General features: G+C 72.3%; 22 protein-coding genes. 18 read left to right on the plus strand and 4 right to left on the minus strand.

What is annotated here, in order from left to right:
* Positions 1-62 precede the first annotated feature (62 nt).
* On the plus strand, positions 63-623 hold the full coding sequence (locus ACZ34W_RS13530) for an HIT family protein (RefSeq protein WP_329486834.1): 561 nt from the start codon (positions 63-65) through the stop codon (positions 621-623).
* A gap of 92 nt (positions 624-715) precedes the next feature.
* Here the strand turns inward: ACZ34W_RS13530 and ACZ34W_RS13535 are convergent, their stop codons facing one another.
* Complete coding sequence (locus tag ACZ34W_RS13535) at positions 716-2362, minus strand: hypothetical protein (RefSeq protein WP_352293271.1); 1647 nt, start codon at positions 2360-2362, stop codon at positions 716-718.
* A gap of 184 nt (positions 2363-2546) precedes the next feature.
* Here ACZ34W_RS13535 and ACZ34W_RS13540 point away from each other — a divergent pair, with 184 nt between their 5' ends.
* Positions 2547-2981: a thiol-disulfide oxidoreductase DCC family protein gene (locus ACZ34W_RS13540; RefSeq protein ID WP_329486831.1), complete on the plus strand. Its 435-nt coding sequence runs from the start codon at positions 2547-2549 to the stop codon at positions 2979-2981.
* A gap of 13 nt (positions 2982-2994) precedes the next feature.
* Here ACZ34W_RS13540 and ACZ34W_RS13545 read toward each other — a convergent pair whose 3' ends face one another.
* Positions 2995-5043 carry an elongation factor G-like protein EF-G2 gene (locus ACZ34W_RS13545; protein WP_329486830.1) on the minus strand — a complete coding sequence of 683 codons (2049 nt, stop codon included), beginning with the start codon at positions 5041-5043 and terminating at the stop codon, positions 2995-2997.
* 278 nt (positions 5044-5321) lie between these two features.
* On the opposite strand from ACZ34W_RS13545, the gene pgsA reads away from it, so the two are divergent.
* From pgsA to ACZ34W_RS13625, 16 genes are all read left to right on the plus strand, one after another.
* Positions 5322-5969, plus strand: coding sequence for a phosphatidylinositol phosphate synthase (gene pgsA / locus ACZ34W_RS13550; RefSeq protein WP_352293275.1), 648 nt, complete (start codon positions 5322-5324; stop codon positions 5967-5969).
* Complete coding sequence (locus ACZ34W_RS13555) at positions 5969-6961, plus strand: phosphatidylinositol mannoside acyltransferase (RefSeq protein WP_329486828.1); 993 nt, start codon at positions 5969-5971, stop codon at positions 6959-6961. The genes pgsA and ACZ34W_RS13555 overlap by 1 nt, the downstream gene beginning before the upstream one ends.
* 40 nt (positions 6962-7001) lie before the next feature.
* On the plus strand, positions 7002-8186 hold the full coding sequence (locus ACZ34W_RS13560; protein ID WP_465603750.1) for a glycosyltransferase family 4 protein: 1185 nt from the start codon (positions 7002-7004) through the stop codon (positions 8184-8186).
* A gap of 96 nt (positions 8187-8282) precedes the next feature.
* A complete protein-coding gene (locus tag ACZ34W_RS13565) occupies positions 8283-8657 on the plus strand; it encodes a 5-carboxymethyl-2-hydroxymuconate Delta-isomerase (protein ID WP_329486824.1) in 375 nt (124 codons plus the stop codon).
* Between the two features lie 28 nt (positions 8658-8685).
* Positions 8686-9231, plus strand: a complete 546-nt coding sequence (locus tag ACZ34W_RS13570) for a LemA family protein (protein ID WP_329486823.1) — start codon at positions 8686-8688, stop codon at positions 9229-9231.
* 155 nt (positions 9232-9386) lie between these two features.
* On the plus strand, positions 9387-10298 hold the full coding sequence (pdxS, locus tag ACZ34W_RS13575) for a pyridoxal 5'-phosphate synthase lyase subunit PdxS (protein WP_329486822.1): 912 nt from the start codon (positions 9387-9389) through the stop codon (positions 10296-10298).
* Positions 10299-10394: 96 nt separating this feature from the next.
* The gene (gene pdxT / locus ACZ34W_RS13580; protein ID WP_329486821.1) at positions 10395-11018 is read left to right on the plus strand and encodes a pyridoxal 5'-phosphate synthase glutaminase subunit PdxT; all 624 of its coding nucleotides are present in this window, start codon (positions 10395-10397) and stop codon (positions 11016-11018) included.
* A gap of 99 nt (positions 11019-11117) precedes the next feature.
* Entirely contained in the window at positions 11118-11876 is a 759-nt protein-coding gene (locus ACZ34W_RS13585) for a YebC/PmpR family DNA-binding transcriptional regulator (protein WP_329486820.1), read from the plus strand.
* A gap of 130 nt (positions 11877-12006) precedes the next feature.
* Positions 12007-12600 (plus strand): crossover junction endodeoxyribonuclease RuvC, encoded by a 594-nt coding sequence (gene ruvC / locus ACZ34W_RS13590; RefSeq protein WP_465603754.1) that lies wholly within the window; start codon positions 12007-12009, stop codon positions 12598-12600.
* A complete protein-coding gene (gene ruvA / locus ACZ34W_RS13595; protein WP_329486818.1) occupies positions 12597-13208 on the plus strand; it encodes a Holliday junction branch migration protein RuvA in 612 nt (203 codons plus the stop codon). Before ruvC ends, ruvA begins: the two co-directional genes overlap by 4 nt.
* Positions 13209-13277: 69 nt before the next feature.
* Positions 13278-14354 (plus strand): Holliday junction branch migration DNA helicase RuvB, encoded by a 1077-nt coding sequence (gene ruvB, locus ACZ34W_RS13600; protein ID WP_329486817.1) that lies wholly within the window; start codon positions 13278-13280, stop codon positions 14352-14354.
* Positions 14355-14600: 246 nt separating this feature from the next.
* Entirely contained in the window at positions 14601-15008 is a 408-nt protein-coding gene (yajC, locus tag ACZ34W_RS13605) for a preprotein translocase subunit YajC (RefSeq protein WP_329486816.1), read from the plus strand.
* Positions 15009-15160: 152 nt separating this feature from the next.
* Positions 15161-16963, plus strand: a complete 1803-nt coding sequence (gene secD, locus ACZ34W_RS13610; protein ID WP_465603757.1) for a protein translocase subunit SecD — start codon at positions 15161-15163, stop codon at positions 16961-16963.
* A gap of 4 nt (positions 16964-16967) precedes the next feature.
* Positions 16968-18080, plus strand: a complete 1113-nt coding sequence (gene secF, locus ACZ34W_RS13615; RefSeq protein WP_329486815.1) for a protein translocase subunit SecF — start codon at positions 16968-16970, stop codon at positions 18078-18080.
* A gap of 27 nt (positions 18081-18107) precedes the next feature.
* A complete protein-coding gene (locus tag ACZ34W_RS13620; RefSeq protein WP_329486814.1) occupies positions 18108-18659 on the plus strand; it encodes an adenine phosphoribosyltransferase in 552 nt (183 codons plus the stop codon).
* 139 nt (positions 18660-18798) lie between these two features.
* Entirely contained in the window at positions 18799-21279 is a 2481-nt protein-coding gene (locus ACZ34W_RS13625) for a RelA/SpoT family protein (RefSeq protein WP_380386243.1), read from the plus strand.
* Between the two features lie 66 nt (positions 21280-21345).
* Here ACZ34W_RS13625 and ACZ34W_RS13630 read toward each other — a convergent pair whose 3' ends face one another.
* Together ACZ34W_RS13630 and ACZ34W_RS13635 are read right to left on the minus strand one after the other, a co-directional pair.
* Positions 21346-22575 (minus strand): DUF349 domain-containing protein, encoded by a 1230-nt coding sequence (locus ACZ34W_RS13630; protein WP_329486812.1) that lies wholly within the window; start codon positions 22573-22575, stop codon positions 21346-21348.
* 262 nt (positions 22576-22837) lie between these two features.
* Entirely contained in the window at positions 22838-23683 is an 846-nt protein-coding gene (locus tag ACZ34W_RS13635; RefSeq protein ID WP_329486811.1) for a peptidylprolyl isomerase, read from the minus strand.
* Positions 23684-23764: the final 81 nt, after the last annotated feature.

Raw genomic sequence — 23764 nt, forward strand, 5'->3', positions numbered from 1 at the left:
TCGCGGGGCAGTCTCCACACGGAGTCTGCCCCGCACTGCTTTGCAAGCCACGCCGGGCGAATATGCTGATCAGCATGACGACTGAGCCGGAACTGCAGCGGGGCGTCGGCGAGCCGGACGGCTTCCGCCGCCTGTGGACCCCCCATCGGATGGCCTACATCCAGGGCGAGAACAAGCCCACCGGTCCGGCTCCGGACGACGGTTGTCCGTTCTGCTCGATCCCGTCGCTGAGCGACGAGGAAGGGCTGGTCGTCGCGCGCGGGAACTCCGTGTTCGCGGTGCTCAACCTGTACCCGTACAACGGCGGGCACCTGATGGTGGTCCCGTACCGGCACGTCGCGGACTACACCGAGCTGGACGACGCGGAGACGGCCGAGCTGGCCGTGTTCACCAAGAAGGCGATGGCGGCGCTGCGGGCGGCCTCGGGCGCGCACGGGTTCAACATCGGGATGAACCAGGGCGCGGCGGCGGGCGCCGGGATCGCGGCGCACCTGCACCAGCACGTGGTGCCGCGCTGGGGCGGGGACACCAACTTCATGCCGGTGGTCGGCCACACCAAGGTGCTGCCGCAGCTGCTGGCGGACACCCGCAAGATGCTGGCCGAGGCCTGGCCGCAGGGCTGAACCGCAGGGCTGAACCGCAGGGCTGGACCGCAGGGGAGAGGGGCCCACCGGAGAACCGGTGGGCCCCTCTCCCCTGCTCTGCGGCGGGCCGCTCAGCCCGCGTCGTACTGGTCGACCTTGTAGGGCCGGGTGCCCTGCGCCTCGGACTTGATGATCGAGGCGCGGTTCTTGAAGAAGCGCTCGGTGTCGAGGTCGTGCTCCTCCAGGAACTCCAGCACGGCCGCGTGGACGGCGGTGAGCACCGGGGTGGCGGCGTTGAGCGCGTTGTCGGTCATCGACCGGGTGTTCCAGGGCGGTGCGGCCCAGACGTGGCGCAGGCCGAACGGCTCGGGCAGGCCGAGGCCGCCGCCGAGCCAGGCGAGCAGTCCGGGGCTGCGGTGGAGGGGGGCGCGGACGGCCTGCCGGACCACCTCGTCGTTGTCGATCAGCGGGAGCTTGACCGTCCGCTCCTCCCAGAACTTCAGGCTCTTCGGGACGGACTTCTCCTTGTCCTTGGGCTTGTCGGAGAAGACGCCGTTGACCGGGCCGAGCGCGTAGCCGGCCACGCTGACGTTCATGGTGTGCGCGAGCAGGACGACGGTGACGGTGAAGGTGAGCACCAGCTTGCCGTCGTGGGTGACGAACTGGGTGGCGAGGTAGTGCCGGGGGCCGCCGGGGAAGGTCTGCTTGTCCGCTATGGCCTGGACGGCGAAGTCGCGCATCCGGTCGCCGTCCATGTCGGCGTTGCCGGGGCGGCCGATCTCGTCGGCGCCCTCGCCGACCTCGAAGACCACCCACTGCTTGACGGCGACGTTGGGAATGCCGCTGTTGGCGACCTCGCTGATGCCGAGGCCCTTGAGGTGCCCGGCGATCTTGCGGACGAGGTCCCAGGGGTGGAACGCGCGGAAGTCGGCGTGGCCCTCGGCCGGGCGCAGGGCGTCGACCATCTTCCACTCGCCCCAGCGCCGGCCGGCGCCGAGGATCCCCTTGGGGCCGGCGTAGTGCTGGATGTTGGTGTCCTGCTCGGCTTCGAGCCGGCCGAGCTTGGCGCGCAGGTCGGCGGCCTTCTTGTCCAGGTCGTCGCGCGGGACGGCCATGGGGACGGTCGCGGCCACGGCGTTGCCCTCGACGAGGTCGCGCCAGCGGTTGCGCAGGTCGACGGCGGTGCCGACGACGATGCGCTTGGCGAGGTACCAGCCGACGACCGGTGCGAGCATCACGATGCGCAGGTAGACGCCCAACAGGCCGCCGGCGGGCGGCTTGAGGGCGAGCAGCACGCCGACGGCGGCCGCCACGAGGAGGACCACCGCGCCGACGACGCCGGCGTTCCTGGGGCTGTCCCGCTTGAGCCAGGCGCGGAGCTGGAAGGCGCCGAGCCAGACCAGGGCGCCGGGCAGGAAGAGCAGACCGGTGACGAGGGTGACGGTGGTGAGCCGACGGTCCCGGGCGGCGCGCAGGTCCTCGGCGGCCAGGCAGTGCTCGACGATCTGCCGGGTGTCGATGCCGAAGGACGGGACGAGGGGCTTGCGGTCGCCGCCGAGGGTGCGTCCGATCACGGCGCGGCTGAAGGCCTCGCCGAGGTTGGGGCGGAAGAGGGCGAAGCGGCCCTTCTTCTCGGTGGCGTTGGCGACGGTCTCGACGAAGCCGCGGACCTCGCCGTCGCGGTAGGCGGCCGAGGAGAGCGCCTGGGTGACGGCGGTCTGCGGGCCGGTGTCGGTCCGGGGTATCTGCGCACCCGGGGTCATGTCGAGTGTCGTCACGGTGGCTTCCCCTCCTCCCCTTGTCAGCGGCAGGGTACCGCGCCGCGGTGCGGGCGCGCGGATGATCGTCTGAAGTGCCGTCACGTTCGGGCCAGTACGCGCTCGTGGGGCATGATGCCCACCTTTGCGCCGTGCGATACCCGTGTGCGGGGGGTGGACGGGCGCAGTGGTGCACGATGGGCGCATGGGCCGTACGGAGGGAGCCGTGATGAAGGATCCGGTGCTGGTTTTCGACGGGGACTGCGCGTTCTGCACGACGTGTGCCGGCTGGGCGGAGCGGTACCTGCGCCAGACCCTGGCGTCGGGCGGCTGGGAGGCGGAGCCGTTCCAGTTCGCGGATCTCGCCGGGCTGGACGCGCTGGCCGGCGGGCGCGGCGAGGTGTCCTGGGAGCGGGCCGGGCGCGAGGTGCTCTGGGTGACGCCGGCCGGCCGGGTGTACGGCGGTGCGCAGGCGGTGGCGCGGCTGCTGATGCGGTCGGGCGGGGTCTGGGCGTACCTGGGCGGGGTACTGGCGCTGGCGCCGGTGCGGCCGCTCGCGGACGTGCTGTACCGCTGGGTGGCGAAGAACCGGCACCGGATGCCGGGCGGGACGCCGGCCTGCGCGCTGCCGAAGCGCTGAGGCCGCGGGACCGTCAGGCGGTGTGCTTGGCCGCGAGGGCGGCGGGCATGGGTTCGTGGCGCAGATGGGCGCGGGAGAACTCGGCGGTGCCGTGGGTGAGGGAGCGCAGGTCGACGGGGTAGCGGGCGAGTTCGAGCTCGGGGACCTCGGCGCGGAGCAGGGTGAGGCCCGGGCCGCCGGTCTCGGTGCCGAGGACCCGGCCGCGGCGGGCGGAGAGGTCGCCGAGGACGGCGCCGAGGTAGTCGTCGGGCAGCAGGACGCTGACCGCGGAGACCGGTTCGAGCAGTCGGATGACGGCGTGTTCCGCGGCGTCGCGCAGGGCGAGGGCGGCGGCGTTCTGGAAGGCGGAGTCGGAGGAGTCGACGGAGTGCGCCTTGCCGTCGGTGAGGGTGACCCGGATGTCGACGAGCGGGTACCCGGCGCCGACGCCCTTGGCGAGCTGGGCGCGGACGCCCTTCTCCACCGAGGGGATGAAGTGCTTGGGCACGGCGCCGCCGACGACGTGTTCCCGGAACTCGAAGCCGGCGCCGGCCGGCAGCGGTTCGACCTCCAGCTCGCAGATCGCGTACTGGCCGTGCCCGCCGGACTGCTTGACCAGTCGGCCGTGGCCGGCGGCGGCGGTGCCGAAGGTCTCGCGCAGGGCGACCTTGGGTTCGACGGTGTCGACGTGGACGCCGTGCCGGCCGCGGAGCCGGTCGAGGACGACCTCGGCGTGGGCCTCGCCGGTGCACCAGAGGACCAGCTGGTGGGTGTCGGGGTTCTGTTCCAGGCGCAGCGCCGGGTCTTCGGCGGTGAGCCGGGCGAGGGCCTGGGAGAGCCGGTCGTCGTCGCCCTTGCTGTGCGCCTCGATGGCGATCGGCAGGAGCGGTTCGGGCAGTGGCCAGCCGTCGAGCTTCACGGGGTGGCCGGGTTCGTGGACGGTGTCGCCGGGGCGGGCGGTGCTGACCTTGGCGGCGCAGACGAGGTCTCCGGCGACGGCGTGCGGGACGGGCCGCTGGAGCTTGCCGAACGGGCTGGTGAGGCCGGTGACGCGTTCGTCGCCGGTCTGGTCCTCGGGGTGGTCGGGGCCGGTGAGGTGGATGTGGGTGTCGGGGCGCAGGGTGCCGGCGTAGATCCGCAGCAGGCTGATCCGGCCGACGTAGGCGTCGGCGGTGACGCGGACGACCTGGGCGGCGAGGGGGGCGTCGGGGTCGCAGTCGGGGCCGGGGCGGGTGCGTTCGGTGGGGTCGGGGAACGCGGTGGTGATGAGGTCGAGGAGCTCGGCCGAGCCGAGGCCGCGGTCGGTGGTGGGCAGGGCGGGGTGCAGGGCGCAGGCGAGGACTTCGCGGCGCAGACCGGCTTCGAGGGCGTCGGTGTCGAGCGGTTCGCCGGCGAGGTAGCGCTCCATGAGGGTGTCGTCCTGGCCGGAGATGGCTTCGACGAGGCTCTCGCGGGCGGGGCCGGTGTCGGGCAGCGGTTCGGCCTCGCCGTAGGTGCGGCCGGTGAGCAGGTCGACGGTGCCGGCGGGGTGGCCGTCGTGGTGGACGGGGAGGAAGAGCGGGCGCAGGGTGTCCGGGCCGAGCCCGAAGGCGTCGTGGCAGGCGGTGAGGATGTCGTCGAAGTCGCTGCGGGCGATGTCGAACTTGGCGACGGCGATGGCGCGGGGGATGCCTTCGGCGGCGCACTCGCGCCAGAGGGCGCGGGTGGGGGCGGTGACCGGGTCGGTGGCCGAGACGACGAAGACGGCGCCGTCGGCGGCGTGCAGGGCGGCCCGCAGGTCGGCGGTGAAGTCGGGGTGGCCGGGCGGGTCCATCAGGTTGACCTTGACGCCGTTCCATTCGAGGGGGAGCAGCGAGAGCTGGACCGAGCGCTGCTGCTGGTGCTCGATGTCCTCGTGGTCGGAGACGGTGTTGCCGTCGGTGACGCGGCCGGCCCGGCCGAGGGCGCCGGCGGTGAGGGCGAGGGATTCGGCGAGGGTGGTCTTGCCCACGCCGCTGCAGCCGATGAGGACGACGTTGCGCAGCTGTCCGGGGTCGGTGACGCTGGGCGCCTGGCCGGATCGTGCGGTGCTGCGGTCGGGCATCGGGGTCTCCTCCCGTCGCGCCGAGGCTGACGTGAAAAGTCTAGGGGCGGTGTTCGCGGGGGCGCGTGTTCTGGGGGTTCGCGGTGACCGGGTGTGTGCGGCCGTGCGCCGGGGGTCGCCGGTGGGCGGGCGCTGGGGGCGGGCGGGCGGTGCGGTGCGCGGAGGGGTGTCGTGGGCGTGACTACGATGGGTGCGCCGGGTGGGCTGATCCGTCCGGCCGTCTGCCGCGTACTCCGCCGCAGGCGGGTACCAGGGAGATCGGAGCGGTCCGGAAGGCCATGCTCAACAAATACGCGCGTGCCTTCTTCACACGTGTCCTGACCCCGTTCGCCGCGTTCCTGATCCGGCTGGGTGTGAGCCCGGACGCCGTGACGCTGATCGGTACCGCCGGTTCGGTCGCCGGTGCGCTGGTGTTCTTCCCGCGTGGGGAGTTCTTCTGGGGCACCATCACGATCACGCTGTTCATCTTCTCGGACCTGGTGGACGGGAACATGGCGCGGCAGCTGGGCCGGTCCACCAAGTGGGGTGCCTTCCTGGACTCCACGCTGGACCGGGTCGCGGACGCCGCGATCTTCGGCGGGCTGGCGATGTGGTACGCGGGCGGGGGCGACAACGATCTGCTCTGTGCCGTGGCGATCTTCTGCCTGGCCAGCGGCCTGGTGGTCTCGTACACCAAGGCGCGGGCGGAGAGCCAGGGGCTGCCGTGTGATGTGTCGGGGCTGGTGGAGCGGGCCGAGCGGCTGGTGATCAGTCTGGTCGCGGCCGGCGTCGCGGGTCTGCACACCTTCGGGGTGCCCTATGTGGAGTGGCTGTTGCCGGTGGCGCTGTGGCTGGTGGCCGCGGGCAGCCTGGTCACGGTGTTCCAGCGGATGCTGACGGTGCGCCGCGAGGCGTTCGAGGCCGACCGAGCGGCGGCCGGGAGCTGATGGGGGGCGGGCCTTCGGTGAAGGACCGACTGGTGTACTCGGCCTACGCGTCGGGCTGGGCGGTGCTGCGGCACCTGCCGGAGCCGGTGGCGCGGGGCCTGTTCGACCGGATCGCCGACTTCGCCTGGCGCAGGCGCGGCAAGCGGGTCCTCCAGCTGGAGGCGAACCTGCGGCGGGTCCGGCCGGGGCTGGACGAGGCCGGGCTGCGGGAGTTGTCGCGGGCCGGGATGCGGTCGTACATGCGGTACTGGATGGAGTCCTTCCGGCTGCCGGTGTGGAGCCGGCAGCGGGTGGCCCGCGATGTGCAGGTGGCCGGCTTCGAGCAGCTGCGGGAGGCGATGGAGTCCGGCCGCGGCGCGGTCGTCGCGTTGCCGCACATGGGGAACTGGGACCTCGCGGGCGCCTGGGTGGCGCTGGAGGGGTACCCGTTCACCACGGTCGCGGAGCGGCTGAAGCCCGAGAAGCTGTTCGACCGCTTCGTGGCGTTCCGGGAGAGCCTGGGCATGGAGGTGCTCGCGTTGACCGGCGGCGGGGTGAACGTCGTCGGTACGCTGGCCCGCCGGCTGCGGGAGGGGAAGCTGGTCTGCCTGGTCGGCGACCGGGACCTCTCGGAGGCCGGGATCGAGGTGTCCTTCTTCGGCGAGGCGACCAGGATGCCGGCCGGTCCGGCGGCGCTCTGCCAGCGGACCGGGGCGGCGCTGCTGCCGGTCTCGCTCTGGTACGACGGCCCGCTGCTGCGGGCGCGGATCCACCCCGAGATCGTTCCGCCGTCGGAGGGGGACCGCAAGGAGAAGACCCAGGCGATGGTGCAGGCCATGGCTGACGTCTGGGAGCAGGGGATCCGCGAGCACCCCGAGGACTGGCACATGCTGCAGCGGTTCTGGCTGGCGGACCTGCCGGTCCGCGCGGCGGTGGAGGAGCCGGCGCGGCCGGCCGGCGCCGCCCGCCCCGCTCCGGCCGGCGAGCCCGCCGCCGAGGCCTCCGGGCCCTGACCCGCCGCACCCGCCGCACCTAGAGGATCACGAGGAACCAGTGAAGATCGGCATCGTCTGCCCGTACGACTGGGACGTTCCCGGCGGGGTGCAGTTCCACATCCGGGACCTGGCCGAGCACCTGATCGGCCTCGGCCACGAGGTGTCGGTGCTGGCGCCCGCGGAGGACGACGAGGCGCTGCCGTCGTACGTGGTCTCGGCGGGGCGGGCGGTGGCGGTGCCGTACAACGGTTCGGTCGCGCGGCTGAGCTTCGGCATCCTCTCGGCGGCCAGGGTCCGGCGCTGGCTGAACGAGGGCCGGTTCGACATCCTGCACGTGCACGAGCCGGCCTCGCCGAGCCTGTCGATGCTGGCCGCCTGGTCGGCGTCGGGGCCGATGGTCGGCACCTTCCACACGTCCAATCCGCGGTCGCGGGCGATGATCGCGGCCTCGCCGATCCTGCAGCCCGGCCTGGAGAAGATGCGGGCGCGGATCGCGGTGAGCGAGTACGCCCGGCGGACCCTGGTGGAGCACCTGGGCGGGGACGCGGTGGTGATTCCCAACGGGGTGGACGTCGGCTTCTTCGCGGAGGCGGAGCCGGACGCGCGCTGGACGGGTGGGGCGGCGTCCGGCGAGCCCGGCACGATCGGGTTCATCGGCCGGATCAACGAGCCTCGCAAGGGCCTGCCGACGCTGCTGGCGGCCCTGCCGCGGATCCTGGCCGAGCGGCCGGGGGTGCGGCTGCTGGTGGCCGGCAAGGGCGACGAGGAGGAGGCGGTCGCCGGCCTGGCGCCGGAGGTCCGCGCGCAGGTGGAGTTCCTCGGCATGGTGAGCGACCGGGACAAGGCCAGGCTGCTGCGCAGCGTCGACCTGTACGTGGCGCCGAACACCGGTGGCGAGAGCTTCGGGATCATCCTGGTGGAGGCGATGTCGGCGGGCGCCCCGGTGCTGGCGAGCGACCTGGACGCGTTCAAGCAGGTGCTGGACGGCGGGGACGCGGGGGAGCTGTTCCCGGTGGAGGACGCGGACGCGCTGGCCGCGGCGGCACTGCGGCTGCTGGGGGACCCGGGCCGGCTGGAGGAGCTGCGCAAGGCGGCGTCCCGGCACGTGCGGCGGTTCGACTGGTCGACGGTCGGTGCGGACATCCTGGCGGTGTACGAGACGGTGACGGCCGGCGCGGTGGCGGTGGTCGGCGAGGACGAGCGCGGCGGCCGGCGCGGGCGGTTCGGGCTGGCCCGGGACTGACCCCGGCGTCCGGGGGCCGGTCGGCCGGGAATCGGCGGTGGCCGTCCGGGGTTGGGCTGCCTGAACCACCGATCATCGTGACCCTGGAGGCACCGGATGCCGCAGATCTCCGTCGACTACTCCCCGAGCCTGTCCGGCGCCTTCGACCGGCGTGCGCTGGGCCTGGCGATCAACCGGCTGGTGGTGAAGACCATCGACGCGAGCCCGGAGGCGTGCAAGACGGTCTTCCGCGAGGTGCGGGAGTTCGTGGTGGGCGTCGAGGACGGCGAGGGCGCGGGCGACGCCCAGGTGTACGTCGAGTTCCAGATCTTCCCGGGCCGTACCCCGGAGGCGAAGGCGGCGCTCAGCGACGCCGTGCTGGCGCTGCTGGCGGAGCGGATCGCGCCGGCGCCGGGCACCCGGCTGTTCACCGCGGTGAACGTCGAGGACATCGACCGCGCCAGCTACCGGAGTGCCACCGCCGAAGGCTGACGCCGGGCACCCGGTAGCGTAGCGCCCCGTGACTACCTGGATCTGGGCCGCCGTGGCCGTGGTGCTGTTCGGCATGTACCTGAGTTGGACGGCCGGCCGACTGGACCGGCTGCACGCCCGGATCGACGCCGCGCGGGCGGCGCTGGACGCGCAGCTGGTCCGGCGGGCCTCGGTCGCGATCGAGCTGGCGGCCTCCTCGCTGCTGGACCCGGCGGCCTCGCTGCTGCTGCTGGACGCGGCGCACGCGGCCCGGCAGGCCGACGACGAGCAGCGCGAGGTGGCGGAGAGCCAGTTGAGCATGGCGCTGCGGGCGGTGTTCGCCGAGCCGGAGCAGGTCGCGGTGCTGGTGGCCGAGCCGGGCGGCGAGGAGGCGGTCAAGGAGCTGACGGCCGCGGTGCGCCGGGTGCCGATGGCGCGGCGGTTCCACAACGACGCGGTGCGTGCGGCCCGGGCGGTGCGCGAACACCGGCTGGTGCGCTACTTCCGGCTGGCGGGCAAGGCACCGTTCCCGATGGCCTTCGAGATGGACGACGCCCCGCCGTCGGCGCTGACCCCGGAGGGTGCTCCGGCCTGAGGAGCGGGCGTCTCACAGGCCGGACCGGGTGTGCCCGGATCCGGCCTGTTTGTCGTATCCCGTCGGCCAGCCTGGACTTGATGGCGCATGGAAAGACCATTTCTTCCGCCTACCATAGGGCGATAGCACTGGTTCATCTTCGAGTGAGGTCTCACGTGTCCACCACCCCCACCACCGCAGACCAGCCGCAGATCGGTACCGCCCGGGTCAAGCGCGGCATGGCCGAGCAGCTCAAGGGCGGTGTGATCATGGACGTGGTCAACGCCGAGCAGGCCAAGATCGCCGAGGACGCCGGCGCTGTCGCCGTCATGGCGCTGGAGCGGGTGCCCGCCGACATCCGCAAGGACGGCGGCGTCGCGCGCATGTCGGACCCGAACATGATCGAGGAGATCATCGCCGCGGTCTCGATCCCGGTCATGGCGAAGTCCCGGATCGGCCACTTCGTCGAGGCCCAGGTCCTGCAGTCGCTCGGCGTGGACTACATCGACGAGTCCGAGGTGCTGACCCCGGCCGACGAGGTGAACCACTCGGACAAGTGGGCGTTCACCACGCCGTTCGTCTGCGGTGCCACCAACCTGGGCGAGGCCCTGCGCCGCATCGCCGAGGGTGCGGCCATGATCCGCTCCAAGGGCGAGGCCGGCACCGGCAACGTCGTCGAGGCGGTCCGCCACCTGCGCCAGATCAAGAACGAGATCGCCCGGCTGCGCGGCTACGACAACAACGAGCTGTTCGCCGCCGCCAAGGAGCTGCGCGCTCCGTACGAGCTGGTCAAGGAGGTCGCCGAGCTCGGCAAGCTGCCGGTCGTGCTGTTCTCCGCCGGTGGTGTGGCCACCCCGGCCGACGCCGCGCTGATGCGCCAGCTCGGTGCCGAGGGCGTCTTCGTCGGCTCCGGCATCTTCAAGTCGGGCGACCCGGCCAAGCGTGCCGCCGCGATCGTCAAGGCCACCACCTTCTTCGACGACCCGAAGATCATCGCGGACGCCTCCCGCAACCTGGGCGAGGCCATGGTCGGCATCAACTGCGACACCCTGCCCGAGAGCGAGCGCTACGCCAACCGCGGCTGGTAGTCGGCCCCGCGCCAAGCGCCGGCCCGCCGCAGCGCCTCGGCGCGCGGCGGGCCGCGCCACGTACACACGACGTAACGATCGAAGAGGTTTGAGACCGTGAGCACTCCAGTCATCGGCGTCCTCGCCCTGCAGGGCGATGTCCGCGAGCACCTGGTCGCGCTGGCCGAGGCCGACGCGCTCGCCCGCCCGGTGCGCCGTGCCGAGGAGCTGGCCGAGGTCGACGCGCTGGTGATCCCCGGCGGGGAGTCCACCACCATGTCCAAGCTGGCCCTGCTGTTCGGCGTGATGGACCCGCTGCGCGAGCGGGTCGCCGGGGGCATGCCGGTCTACGGCACCTGCGCGGGCATGATCATGCTGGCCGACAAGATCCTGGACGGCCGCGACGACCAGGAGACCGTGGGCGGCATCGACATGACCGTGCGCCGCAACGCCTTCGGCCGCCAGAACGAGTCCTTCGAGTCCGGCATCGCCTTCCGCGGCCTGGACGACGCCCCGGTGCACGGCGTGTTCATCCGCGCCCCCTGGGTCGAGGCCGTCGGCGCGGGCGTCGAGGTGCTGGCCGAGCTGCCGGCCGCCGACGGTCCGGAGAGCCGCGTCGTCGCCGTCCGCCAGGGCAACCTGCTGGCGACCTCCTTCCACCCCGAGCTCACCGGCGACCACCGGGTGCACGGCTACTTCGTGCGGATGGTCGAGGAGCACCTGGCGGCGGCGGCCCGGTAACGCTTCGCCGCCGCACGCGGACCGTGTGCACCCCACCGGCGGCGGCACCGGTAAGATCCCTCCTGTTCATTTCCCTTTGGCGACGTAAAGGAGCTGGCGATGTCCGGCCACTCTAAATGGGCTACCACCAAGCACAAGAAGGCCGTGATCGACGCCAAGCGCGGCAAGCTCTTCGCCAAGATGATCAAGAACATCGAGGTGGCGGCGCGCACCGGCGGCGGCGACCCGGCCGGCAACCCCACGCTGTACGACGCCATCCAGAAGGCGAAGAAGAGCTCCGTCCCGATCGACAACATCAACCGCGCCGTCAAGCGCGGCTCGGGCGCGGAGGCCGGCGGGGCCGACTACTCGACGATCATGTACGAGGGCTACGGCCCGAACGGTGTCGCCGTCCTCATCGAGTGCCTCACCGACAACCGCAACCGCGCCGCCTCCGACGTGCGCGTGGCGATGACCCGCAACGGCGGCTCGATGGCCGACCCGGGCTCGGTCTCGTACCTGTTCAACCGCAAGGGCGTCGTGATCGTCCCCAAGGCCGACGGCGTCGACGAGGACAAGCTGTTCGAGGTCGTCCTCGACCAGGAGCCCGAGGAGATCAACGACCTCGGCGAGTCCTTCGAGATCGTCTCCGAGGCCTCGAAGATGGTCGCCGTCCGGACCGCGCTGGTGGACGCCGGCGTCGACTACGACTCGGCCGAGGCCAACTTCCTCCCGAGCATGCAGGTCGAGCTGGACGTCGACGGCGCCCGCAAGATCCTGAAGCTGATCGACGCCCTGGAGGACAGCGACGACGTGCAGAACGTCTTCGCCAACTTCGACATCAGCGACGAGGTCGGTGCGCAGCTCGACGCCGAGTGATCGTTCCCACTCCCCGGCCCGGTGGTCCCACGACCACCGGGCCGGTGTCGTCGGTGGGACTGTCCGACCCTGGCGGTAGCCTTCGCAGGTCGCCACGGCGAGCGGCGCTTTTCGGAGAGGCGGGGTCGAGGTGCGGGTACTGGGTGTGGACCCGGGGCTGACCAGGTGCGGGATCGGGGTGGTCGACGGCGCTCCGGGCCGGCCGCTGAGGATGGTCGGCGTCGGGGTGGTGCGCACGGCCGCCGAGGCGGACATCGGGCCCCGGCTGCTGCTGGTCGAGCAGGGCATCGAGAGCTGGCTCGACGAGCACCGGCCCGACCTGGTCGCGGTCGAGCGGGTCTTCGCCCAGCACAACGTCCGCACCGTGATGGGCACCGCGCAGGCCAGCGCGGTCGCGATGCTCTGCGCCACCCGGCGCGGCATCCCCGTCACCCTGCACACCCCCAGCGAGGTGAAGGCCGCCGTCACCGGCTCCGGCCGGGCCGACAAGGCCCAGGTCACCGCCATGGTGCAGCGGCTGCTGCGACTGGACGCCCCGCCCAAGCCGGCCGACGCCGCCGACGCGCTGGCGCTGGCCATCTGCCACATCTGGCGCGGCGGCGCGAGCGACCGGATCGCCGCGGCGCTCGCCAAGGCGGCGCCCGCCAGGACCGCGCCCGGCGCGGCCGCGCCCGCCGCCCGGGCCCCGTACTCCGCACGATCCCCCCGAGGAGCCGCTCGATGATCGCCTTCGTCCAAGGGCCGGTGGCCGCCGTCAGCGGCGGCACCGTCGTCGTCGAGGTCGGCGGCGTCGGCATGGCCGTCCAGTGCACCCCGGCGACCGCGGCCGGCCTGCGCCTCGGGGAGCCGGCCCGGCTCGCCACCTCGCTGGTCGTCCGGGAGGACTCGCTCACGCTGTACGGCTTCGCCGACGACGACGAGCGGGCCGTCTTCGAGATCCTCCAGGCCGCGCCCGGTGTCGGGCCGCGCCTGGCCCAGGCCATGCTCGGCGTGCACAGCCCGGACGAGCTGCGCGCCGCCGTCGCCGCCGGGAACGAGAAGGCGCTGATCGCCGTCCCCGGTATCGGCAAGGCGAAGGCCGCCAAGCTGCTGTTGGAGTACAAGGACAAGCTGGGCGCCCCGCACGGCAGCGTCCCGGCCCAGAAGCCGATCGCCGCGGGGCCCGCGCCGTGGAGCGAGCAGCTGCACGCCGCCCTGGTCGGCCTCGGCTACGCGCCGCGCGAGGCGGACGAGGCGGTCACCGCCGTCGCCCCCGAGGCCGAGGCGCAGGCCGTCACCGATGTGGGCGCGCTGCTCAGGGCCGCGCTGCGGACCCTCAACCGGACGCGCTGACGCCGCGTCGGCCACCACTCTCCACCGAACCGACCATCTGTCACCTTGTCGACATTGGAGCCCGCACCGATGAGCCCGTACGACTCCGACCCGGCCGACCGGCTGGTGACGGCCGCCGCCGACGGCGAGGACCAGGCGGTCGAGGCGGCGCTGCGCCCCAAGCAGCTGGACGAGTTCATCGGCCAGGAGCGGGTGCGCGAGCAGCTGTCCCTGGTGCTGCAGGCCGCCCGGCAGCGCGGGACCGCGCCGGACCACGTGCTGCTCAGCGGTCCGCCCGGGCTCGGCAAGACCACCCTTTCCATGATCATCGCGGCCGAGCTGGGCGCCCCGATCCGGATCACCTCGGGCCCGGCCATCCAGCACGCCGGCGACCTGGCCGCGATCCTCTCCTCGCTCTCCGAGGGCGAGGTGCTCTTCCTGGACGAGATCCACCGGATGTCCCGGCCGGCGGAGGAGATGCTCTACATGGCGATGGAGGACTTCCGGGTCGACGTGATCGTCGGCAAGGGCCCGGGCGCCACCGCCATCCCGCTGGAGCTGCCGCCGTTCACGCTGGTCGGCGCGACCACCCGGGCCGGGCTGCTGCCGCCGCCGCTGCGCGACCGGTTCGGCTTCACCGGCCACATGGAGTTCTACGCGCCCGCCGAGCTGGAGCGGGTGGTGCACCGCTCGGCCGCCCTGCTGGACGTCGAGATCGACCCGGCCGGCGCCGCCGAGATCGCCGGCCGCTCCCGGGGCACCCCGCGGATCGCCAACCGGCTGCTGCGCCGGGTCCGCGACTTCGCGCAGGTCCGGCACGACGGGGTGGTCACCCCGGAGATCGCCGCCCGGGCGCTGGACGTCTACGAGGTGGACGCCCGCGGTCTGGACCGGCTGGACCGCGCGGTGCTGGACGCGCTGCTGCGCCTGTTCGGCGGCGGACCGGTCGGCCTGTCGACCCTGGCGGTCGCGGTGGGTGAGGAGTCCGAGACGGTCGAGGAGGTCGCCGAGCCGTTCCTGGTCCGCGAGGGCCTGCTGGCCCGGACCCCGCGCGGCCGGATCGCCACCGCCGCCGCGTGGCAGCACCTCGGTCTGACCCCGCCGGTTCAGACCACCAGGGGCGCGGTACCGGCCCAGTCGGAACTCTTCCCGGCGGACGAGGGCTGAACGGGTGACACCGGGGCGATCGGGGCGCGCGGACGCCTGAGCAGGTCCGCGCGGAGAAGCCGGGGGAGAAGTCCGGGGAATCTGTGCAGGCGCAGGCTCGCCACTTTCGGCGGCAGGATGCGATGCTTGGCGTTGTCCGATCAGTTCGGGGTCGCCTAGACTCCGCCGGACCGCCCCTCTCACCTGACGGGCCGACCATTACCACACAGGCCGCCGGCCGGCGGCCCGTAAAGGACCCTGGCTGCAGTGAACCTCATCATCCTTCTCCTCCCGATCATCGCGATCGTGCTCATGTTCCGGTCGCAGAAGAAGCGCCAGCAGCAGCAGGCGAGCATGCAGACCGCGCTGGAGCCCGGGGCGGGAGTGCGCACCATCGGCGGCCTGTACGCCCAGGTGAAGGCGGTCAACGAGGAGACCGTCGAGCTGGAGATCGCGCCCGGCGTGGTCACCCACTTCACCAAGAGCGCGGTGGCGGCGGTCCTGGACCCGCAGGAGTACGACGCGATCATCAACGGTCGCCCCGCCGTGGACGAGCTGTCCGAGCCGGAGGCCGAGGACGCCGACGTCGAGCCGGTCGAGGACAAGCCGCTGACGCTCACCAAGGACAGCGCCGACAAGGGCGACGTCGAGGGCGCTGGTCCCGCGACCAAGTAGTACGGCCGGGCACCCGCCCGGCCGCGCGGCGCAGTCAGTAGTGCCGCGAGCCCACAGGATCTCAGGGCCGCAGATCCGCCATGCCCCCGTCCGCCACGAGCCGGACGGGGGTCCGGTAGGGGAGGTGGCATGGACAGGGAGAAACGAGCAAGGTGGCAACACCCAAGTCGCGCCCGCGCGACGGTTACCCGGGGCGGGCTCTGGCCCTCATCCTGGTGGTCACCGTCGGACTGGTCGCCCTCATGTTCGGGACGGGCCACACCAAGCCCCGCCTGGGTATCGACCTCGCCGGCGGTACCAGCATCACCTTGAGCGCGAAGTCGACCGACCCCAAGGCGATCAACAAGTCCAACATGGACATCGCCACCGGGATCATCGAGCAGCGGGTCAACGGGATGGGCGTCTCCGAGGCGGAGGTCCAGACCCAGGGCGACCGGAACATCATCGTCAACATCCCCAAGGGTGGTGACAAGCAGAGCGCGGTCGACCAGGTCGGCACCACCGCGCAGCTCTACTTCCGCCCCGTCCTCGCCCTCGCCCCGAGCGGTGTCCAGGCCCCGGCCCCGAGCGCGTCCCCCTCGGCGAGCGGCAGCGCCGCCCCGAGCGCGACCCCCTCGGCCACCGGCACGCCCGCCGCGTCCGCCGGCGCCCCCAGCGCCAGTGCGACCAAGCAGGGCCGCGCCGTCGGTGAGGCGCTCGCCGCCGACGCCACCCCGACCCCGGCCGCCACCGGCAGCGCGAGCACCGCTCCGAGCGCGCCCGCCGCCGCGACCCCGAGCGCTCCCGCGCCCACCGCACCGGTCAACCCGGGCCTCTCCGCCGCGATGACCACGGGCACCGTGCCGCCGGAGCTGGCCGCCGAGTTCGCCGCCGTCGACTGCTCCAAGCCCGAGCAGCGCAAGAACCTGCAGAAGTCCGAGGGGCAGCCGACCGTCGCCTGCACCCAGAAGGACGAGCGCGGGATCTTCTACAAGCTCGCCCTCGGCCCGGTCGCGGTAAAGGGCGCCGACGTCTCCAAGGCGCAGGCCACCATCGACACCCAGCAGGGTGCCGGCTGGCAGGTCGCGCTGCAGTTCAACGGCCGGGGCACCGACGCCTTCACCGACGTCACCGGCAAGCTCGCCGCCCAGCCGGACCCGACCAACCAGTTCGCCATCGTGCTGGACGGGCAGGTCGTCTCCCACCCGTACGTGCGCAACGCCATCCCCGGCGGCTCGGCCGTGATCTCCGGCAGCTTCAGCCAGGCGGAGGCGCAGAACCTCGCCAACGTGCTGAGCTTCGGCGCGCTGCCGCTGGAGTTCACCACGGACGACGTCACCACCGTCTCGCCGCAGCTCGGCGGCGACCAGCTGAAGGCGGGCCTGATCGCCGGCCTCATCGGCATGGTGCTGGTGGTCCTCTACTCGCTGGTCTACTACCGCGGCCTCGGCCTGGTCTCGATCGCGGGTCTGATCGTCTCGGCGATCCTGACCTACTCGATCATGAGCCTGCTCGGCGCGGGGATCGGCTTCGCGCTGAACCTGCCGGCCGTCTGCGGCGCGATCGTCGCGATCGGTATCACCGCGGACTCCTTCATCGTCTACTTCGAGCGCATCCGCGACGAGGTCCGCGAGGGCGCCCCGCTGCGCCCGGCGGTCCAGCGGGCCTGGCCGCGCGCCCGGCGCACCATCCTGGTGTCGGACTTCGTGTCCTTCCTCTGTGCCGCGGTGCTCTACCTGGTCTCGGTCGGCAAGGTGCAGGGCTTCGCGTTCACGCTGGGCCTGACCACCGCGCTCGACGTCGTGGTGATCTTCCTGTTCACCAAGCCGCTGATCACCCTGCTGGCCCGCCGGAAGTTCTTCTCCGACGGTCACCCGTGGTCGGGCCTGGACCCGAAGCGCCTGGGCGCCCGCCCGCCGCTGCGCAGCACCCGTCGTCGCAGCTCCTCCTCCTCTGCCGCCGTGAAGGAGGCCTGACACCGTGTCGCGCTTCTCCAATCTGGGTCACCGGCTCTACCAGGGCGAGGTCAGCTTCGACTTCGTCGGCCGCCGCAAGCTCTGGTACAGCATCTCCGGCGTGATCGTGCTGGTCGCCGCCGTCGGCCTGGCCATGGGCCTGAAACTCGGCATCGAGTTCAAGGGCGGCTCGGTCTACACCGTCGCCAAGCCGGGGCTGACCATCTCGCAGACGCAGGACGTGGTGGACAAGATCGTCCACTCGCACCCGCTGGTCCAGTCCGTGGACGACGGCAAGAAGATCCGCATCCAGGTCAGCTCCGAGGACCAGGTCTCCTCGGCGGTCTTCACCGACAAGCTGTCCAAGGAGCTCAGCGTCCCGATCGCGGAGATCGACACCCAGGTGATCGGCCCCAGCTGGGGCGAGCAGATCTCCGACAAGGCCCTCACCGGCCTGATCATCTTCATGGTCCTGGTGACGGTCTACCTGGCGATCGCCTTCGAGTGGCGGATGGCGGTGGCCGCCCTGGTCGCCCTCATCCACGACCTCCTGATCACCATCGGGGTGTACGCCCTGGTGGGCTTCGAGGTCACCCCCGGTACGGTGATCGGCTTCCTGACGATCCTCGGGTACTCGCTCTACGACACGGTCGTCGTCTTCGACACCGTGAAGGAGAACGCGAAGGGGCTCACCAAGCAGAACAAGATCACCTACAGCGAGGCGGCCAACGCGGGCCTCAACCAGACCCTGGTCCGCTCGCTGAACACCACGGTGGTCGCCCTGCTCCCGGTGGCGGCGCTGCTGTTCATCGGTGGCGGCCTCCTGGGCGCCGGCACGCTGAACGACATCTCGCTGGCCCTGTTCATCGGTCTCGCCGCCGGTGCCTACTCCTCGATCTGCGTCGCCACCCCGCTGCTCGCGCAGCTCAAGGAGGAGCAGCCGGAGATGAAGGCGCTGGCCAAGCGGGTCGCCCAGCGGCGGGCCGCGGAGGCCAGGAACGCCGCCGCGGAGGCGCGCGGCGAGGCCCCGGAGGGCGAGGAGATCGCCGACGGCGACCTGCCGGCGGGTATGGTCGGTCAGCGCGGCCGGGCGGCCGGCGCCTCGCGTGCCAAGGGCCGTCCGTCCACCAAGCGCTGACGCCCGACCGACCGTGAGGACTCTTCCGTGACCACCGCCGACACCGCCCTGGCCGAGCTGCTGAACAGCCGGATCCGGGACGTTCCGGACTACCCGAAGCCCGGTGTGCTGTTCAAGGACATCGCACCGCTGCTCGCCGACGCCGAGGCCTTCGCGGCCCTCACCCGGGCGCTGGCGGAGCGGGCGACGGCCCTCGGTGCGACCAAGGTGGTGGGCCTGGAGGCGCGCGGCTTCGTGCTGGCGGCCCCGGCGGCCTTCGCGGCCGGGCTCGGCTTCGTGCCGATCCGCAAGGAGGGCAAGCTGCCCGGCGAGGTGTTCCGGCGCTCGTACGAGCTGGAGTACGGCTCGGCGACGCTGGAGGTGCAGTGCGACGCCTTCGCACCCGGTGAGCGGGTGCTGGTGGTGGACGACGTGCTGGCCACCGGCGGGACGATCGGTGCCTCGCTGGACCTGGTCAAGGAGGCCGGCGCCGAGCTGGTGGGCGTCGTGGTGCTGATGGAGCTGGGCTTCCTGGACGGCCGCGAGCGGCTGGCCGGGCACCTGGGCGGCGCGCCGCTGGAGACGCTGGTCACGGTCTGAGGGAAGCGTCCGACGTACGGACGGAGGGCGGCGGTCGGATCATCCGACCGCCGCCCTCCGCGTGTCCGGGGCCGACCGGCTGAACACGGGAGCGCCGGGCTCGGTACCATGAAGGTTCATCCCCTCCCGGTTGTGCGTGATGGTGCGAGCCGCACGAGGGGCCGGCCCGGTGCCCCGAGGAGTGTCCTTGCCCGACGAGGTTGTGCCCACGGCCGAAGCGGCCGCCCCCGAAAACCGTCCCACGCCCTCGGGGGCCACCCCGGCACGCCCGGCGCCGACCTCCTCCCGCCCGGTGGCTCCCGCGAGCCGTCCGTCCTCCTCCGGGGGCATGCGCGCCCGGCTGGCCCGCCTCGGCGGCCAGCGCTCCAGCGTGCTCAACCCCGTCCTGGAGCCGCTGTTCCGCTCGATCCGGGCCAACGACCCCAAGGCCGACCCGGTCCTGCTGCGGGACATCGAGAAGGCGTACGCCGTCGCGGAGAAGTGGCACCGCGGGCAGAAGCGCAAGAGCGGCGACCCGTACATCACCCACCCGCTGGCGGTGGCGACCATCCTGGCCGAGCTGGGCATGGACGCCGCGACCCTGATGGCCGGCCTGCTGCACGACACCGTCGAGGACACCGACTACGGCCTGGAGACCCTGCGCAAGGACTTCGGCGACTCGGTGGCCCTGCTGGTCGACGGCGTCACCAAGCTGGACCGGGTGAAGTTCGGCGAGGCCGCGCAGGCCGAGACCGTCCGCAAGATGGTCGTCGCGATGGCCAAGGACCCGCGCGTCCTGGTGATCAAGCTCGCGGACCGGCTGCACAACATGCGCACCATGCGCTACCTCAAGCGGGAGAAGCAGGAGAAGAAGGCCCGCGAGACGCTGGAGATCTACGCCCCGCTGGCGCACCGGCTGGGCATGAACACCATCAAGTGGGAGCTGGAGGACCTCGCCTTCGCGATCCTCTACCCCAAGATGTACGACGAGATCGTGCGCCTGGTCGCCGAACGCGCCCCCAAGCGGGACGAGTACCTCGCCACCGTCATCGACCAGGTCCAGGGCGACCTGCGCGGCGCCCGGATCACCGCGTCCGTCACCGGCCGGCCGAAGCACTACTACTCGGTCTACCAGAAGATGATCGTCCGGGGCCGGGACTTCGCCGAGATCTACGACCTGGTGGGCATCCGGGTCCTGGTCGACACCGTCCGCGACTGCTACGCGGCGCTGGGCACCATCCACGCGCGGTGGAACCCGGTGCCGGGGCGGTTCAAGGACTACATCGCGATGCCCAAGTTCAACATGTACCAGTCGCTGCACACCACGGTGATCGGTCCCGGGGGCAAGCCGGTCGAGCTGCAGATCCGCACCTTCGACATGCACCGCCGGGCCGAGTACGGCATCGCCGCGCACTGGAAGTACAAGCAGCGCGCGGTGGCCGGCGCCTCCAAGGTCCGCACCGACACCCCCACCCAGACCCGCAAGGACGACAAGGCCGGCGCCGTCAACGAGATGGCCTGGCTGCGGCAGCTGCTGGACTGGCAGAAGGAGACCGAGGACCCGAGCGAGTTCCTGGAGTCGCTGCGCTTCGACCTCTCCAACAACGAGGTCTTCGTCTTCACGCCCAAGGGCGACGTGATAGCGCTGCCGGCCGGTGCCACCCCGGTGGACTTCGCCTTCGCCGTCCACACCGAGGTCGGGTACCGCTGCATAGGGGCGCGGGTCAACGGGCGGCTGGTGCCGCTGGAGTCGACCCTGGAGAACGGCGACAGCGTCGAGGTCTTCACCTCCAAGGCGGAGAACGCCGGCCCCTCCCGGGACTGGCTGGGCTTCGTCAAGTCCCCGCGCGCCCGCAACAAGATCCGCGCCTGGTTCTCCAAGGAGCGCCGCGAGGAGGCGATCGAGCACGGCAAGGAGGCCATCGCCCGGGCGATGCGCAAGCAGGGCCTGCCGATCCAGCGGATCCTGACCGGCGACTCGCTGGTCACCCTGGCCCACGAGATGCGCTACCCGGACATCTCCTCGCTGTACGCGGCGATCGGCGAGGGCCACGTCGCCGCGCAGAACATCGTGCAGAAGCTGGTGCAGGCGCTCGGCGGCGAGGAGGGTGCCACCGAGGACCTGGCCGAGACGGCCACGCCGACGCACGACAACCGCCGGGCGGTGCGCCGCCGGGCCAAGGGCGATCCGGGCGTCATCGTCAAGGGCGTCGAGGACGTCTGGGTCAAGCTGTCGCGCTGCTGCACCCCGGTGCCGGGCGACCCGATCGTCGGCTTCGTCACCCGCGGCAACGGCGTCTCGGTGCACCGCGCCGACTGCGTCAACGTGGAGGCGCTCAGCCAGCAGCCCGAGCGGATGATCGAGGTCGAGTGGGCGGCCACCCAGTCGTCCGTCTTCCTGGTGGCCATCCAGGTCGAGGCGCTGGACCGCTCCCGGCTGCTCTCGGACGTCACCCGGGTCCTCTCCGACCAGCACGTCAACATCCTGTCGGCGGCGGTGCAGACCTCCCGCGACCGGGTGGCGATGAGCCGCTTCACCTTCGAGATGGGCGACCCGAAGCACCTCGGCCACGTGCTGAAGGCGGTCCGCGGCGTGGAGGGCGTCTACGACGTCTACCGGGTCACCTCGGCCCGCAAGTAGCGGGTACGGCGAAGGGCCCCACCGCCTCGGCGGTGGGGCCCTTCGTCAGGTCCGGAGGGCGGCGGATCAGCCGCTGAACTCCTCCTGGCTGCGGTGCGCCTGCTCCAGCAGGGTCTGCACGCCCGCCAGCTCGGACTCCAGCTTGGCGACCTTGCTCGCGTTGCCGGCGGCACGGGCCTTGTCCAGGTCGGCCTGGATCTTCTCGGCCTTGGCCTCGAAGAGGCCGACCATGCCGGCGGCGCGGGCCTTGGCCTCCGGGTTCGAGCGCTTCCACTCGCTGTCCTCGGCCTCGCGGATCGCCCGCTCGACGGTGTTCAGCCGGGCGTCCAGCTTCGGGCGGGCGTCGCGCGGCACGTGCCCGATCGCCTCCCAGCGCTCGTTGACGTCCCGCAGGGCGGCCTTGGCGGCCTTCAGGTCGGTGATCGGCAGGATCGCCTCGGCCTCGGCCGCCAGCGCCTCCTTGAGCTTCTGGTTGCCGACCTGCTCGGCGTCGCGCTCGCTGAACACCGCGGACCGGGCCTGGAAGAAGACGTCCTGGGCGCCGCGGAAACGCGCCCACAGCTCGTCCTCGATGTCCCGCTGGGCGCGCCCGGCGGCCTTCCAGCGCGCCATCAGGTCGCGGTAGCTGGCCGCGGTCTCGCCCCACTCGGTGGAGGAGGAGAGCGCCTCGGCCTCGCTGACCAGCCGCTCCTTGGTGGCCCGGGCCTGGTCGCGCTCGGCGTCCAGGGTCGCGAAGTGGGCCTTGCGGTGCTTCGAGAAGACCGAGCGGGCGTGCGAGAACCGGTGCCACAGCTCGTCGTCGCTCTTGCGGTCCAGCCGGGGCAGGCCCTTCCAGGTGTCCACCAGCGCGCGCAGCCGGTCCCCGGCCTCCCGCCACTGGGTGGACTCGGCGAGCCGCTCGGCCTCGGCGACCAGCTCCTCCTTGGCCGTACGGGTCTCGTCCTGGGCCTTGGCGCGGGCCGCCTTGCGCTCCTCGCGGCGGCTCTCGATATCACCGGCGAGCGTGTCCAGCCGCTTGGCCAGCGCGTCCAGGTCGCCGACCGCGTGCCCCTCGGTCACCTGCGCGCGCAGGTGGTCCAGCGCGGTCTGGGCGTCCTTGGCGGCCAGGTCGGTGGTGCGCACCCGCTTCTCCAGCAGGCCGATCTCCACCTCGATGCCCTGGTACTTGCGCTCGAAGTAGGCGAGAGCCTCCTCGGGCGAGCCGGCCTGCCAGGAACCCACGACGCGTTCGCCGTCGGCCGTCCTGACGTAGACCGTGCCCTGCTCGTCGACACGGCCCCACGGGTCGCTGCTCATAGCGCGTCCTCCACATGACGTCGCGCCCGCGCCGGAGCGGGACGCGTACGTCGTCCACAGTTGATGTGCGGCGGACCGATGGGCCCGCCGTCCCGTCCGCCGTGCTTTGCTGCCGAGGGTGACGGCCGGCGGGTCTGGGCACCCTACACAACGCCAACATAGGCGACCAGGACCGGTGCTGTCCGCATCCGGGCCGGGCGATTTCGGGCCGGCACCGCGCCGGGGCGCCGCGCGGGCGTCCGCGGGGCGGTCCCGGTGCCGGTCAACCCTTCGCGGCGGTCACCGAGTTGAGGGTGACGTCGGCCATCGGGTGACCGTCCGTCCCGCCCTCCAGGGTGCCCGCGGCGGCGATCTTCTGGAGCACGTCCAGACCGCCGGTGATCTTGCCGAACGGGGTGTAGTTCGGGCCGAGCTGGGTGTCCTTGTAGACCAGGAAGAACTGGCTCCCGTTGGTGCCCGGGCCGGAGTTGGCCATCGCCAGGGTGCCCGCCGGGTACGTCGCGCCGGTCAGGTTCTCGTCGGCGAACTTGTAGCCGGGACCGCCGGTGCCGCCCGGGTTGGTCGCGCTGGCGGTCGGGTCGCCGCACTGCAGCACGAAGATGCCGCCGGTGGTCAGCCGGTGGCACTTGGTGTGGTCGAAGTACTGCTCGCCGGCCAGGAAGGCGAAGGAGTTCACCGTGTGCGGTGCCTTGGCCGCGTCCAGCGAGAGCGTCACCTTGCCGCAGTTGGTGTCCAGCGTCGCCGTGTACTTGCCGGCGGCGTCGACGCTCATGGCCGGCTCGGCCTTCCACTGCTTGCCGTTCGGCGCGCCCGGCGCCGGGTCGGCGCAGCCCTCGACCGGCGTGCGGGTCGGGGTGGTGGGCTCGTCGGTGGCGGTCGGCGCGGTCGGCGCGGTCGGCGGCGCCGCCGCGGTGTCCTTCTTGTCGTCCGAGGTGAAGGCACCCGTGCCCACCAGGACACCGCCGCCCGCCAGCACCACCACGGCGAGCGCGCTGCCGAGGATCGTGTTGCGACGCCGGCGCGCGGCGTGCATCTCGGCCCGGCGCTTCGCCTGGCGCTCGTACTTCTCGCGGGCGAGCTGCCGCCGCCGCTGTTCGCTGCTGACCACCGGCCGTGTCTCCTACATGGGTGCTGTCGTACTGGGGGCTGTCCGGCCCCTCCGGCCCGGGGGCGGGGAGGGATCGTGTGC

The organism is Kitasatospora sp. NPDC022856 (assembly GCF_055561235.1).

Bases quoted from the DNA above. Each gene is read 5' to 3' on its own strand.
- ACZ34W_RS13530 (WP_329486834.1), top strand. From the start codon at position 63: ATGCTGATCAGCATGACGACTGAGCCGGAACTGCAGCGGGGCGTCGGC.
- pgsA (WP_352293275.1), top strand. From the start codon at position 5,322: ATGCTCAACAAATACGCGCGTGCCTTCTTCACACGTGTCCTGACCCCG.
- ACZ34W_RS13545 (WP_329486830.1), bottom strand. From the start codon at position 5,043: ATGCCCGACCGCAGCACCGCACGATCCGGCCAGGCGCCCAGCGTCACC.
- ruvA (WP_329486818.1), top strand. From the start codon at position 12,597: ATGATCGCCTTCGTCCAAGGGCCGGTGGCCGCCGTCAGCGGCGGCACC.
- ACZ34W_RS13555 (WP_329486828.1), top strand. From the start codon at position 5,969: ATGGGGGGCGGGCCTTCGGTGAAGGACCGACTGGTGTACTCGGCCTAC.
- ACZ34W_RS13585 (WP_329486820.1), top strand. From the start codon at position 11,118: ATGTCCGGCCACTCTAAATGGGCTACCACCAAGCACAAGAAGGCCGTG.
- ACZ34W_RS13565 (WP_329486824.1), top strand. From the start codon at position 8,283: ATGCCGCAGATCTCCGTCGACTACTCCCCGAGCCTGTCCGGCGCCTTC.
- ACZ34W_RS13630 (WP_329486812.1), bottom strand. From the start codon at position 22,575: ATGAGCAGCGACCCGTGGGGCCGTGTCGACGAGCAGGGCACGGTCTAC.
- ruvB (WP_329486817.1), top strand. From the start codon at position 13,278: ATGAGCCCGTACGACTCCGACCCGGCCGACCGGCTGGTGACGGCCGCC.
- ACZ34W_RS13540 (WP_329486831.1), top strand. From the start codon at position 2,547: ATGGGCCGTACGGAGGGAGCCGTGATGAAGGATCCGGTGCTGGTTTTC.
- ACZ34W_RS13625 (WP_380386243.1), top strand. From the start codon at position 18,799: ATGGTGCGAGCCGCACGAGGGGCCGGCCCGGTGCCCCGAGGAGTGTCC.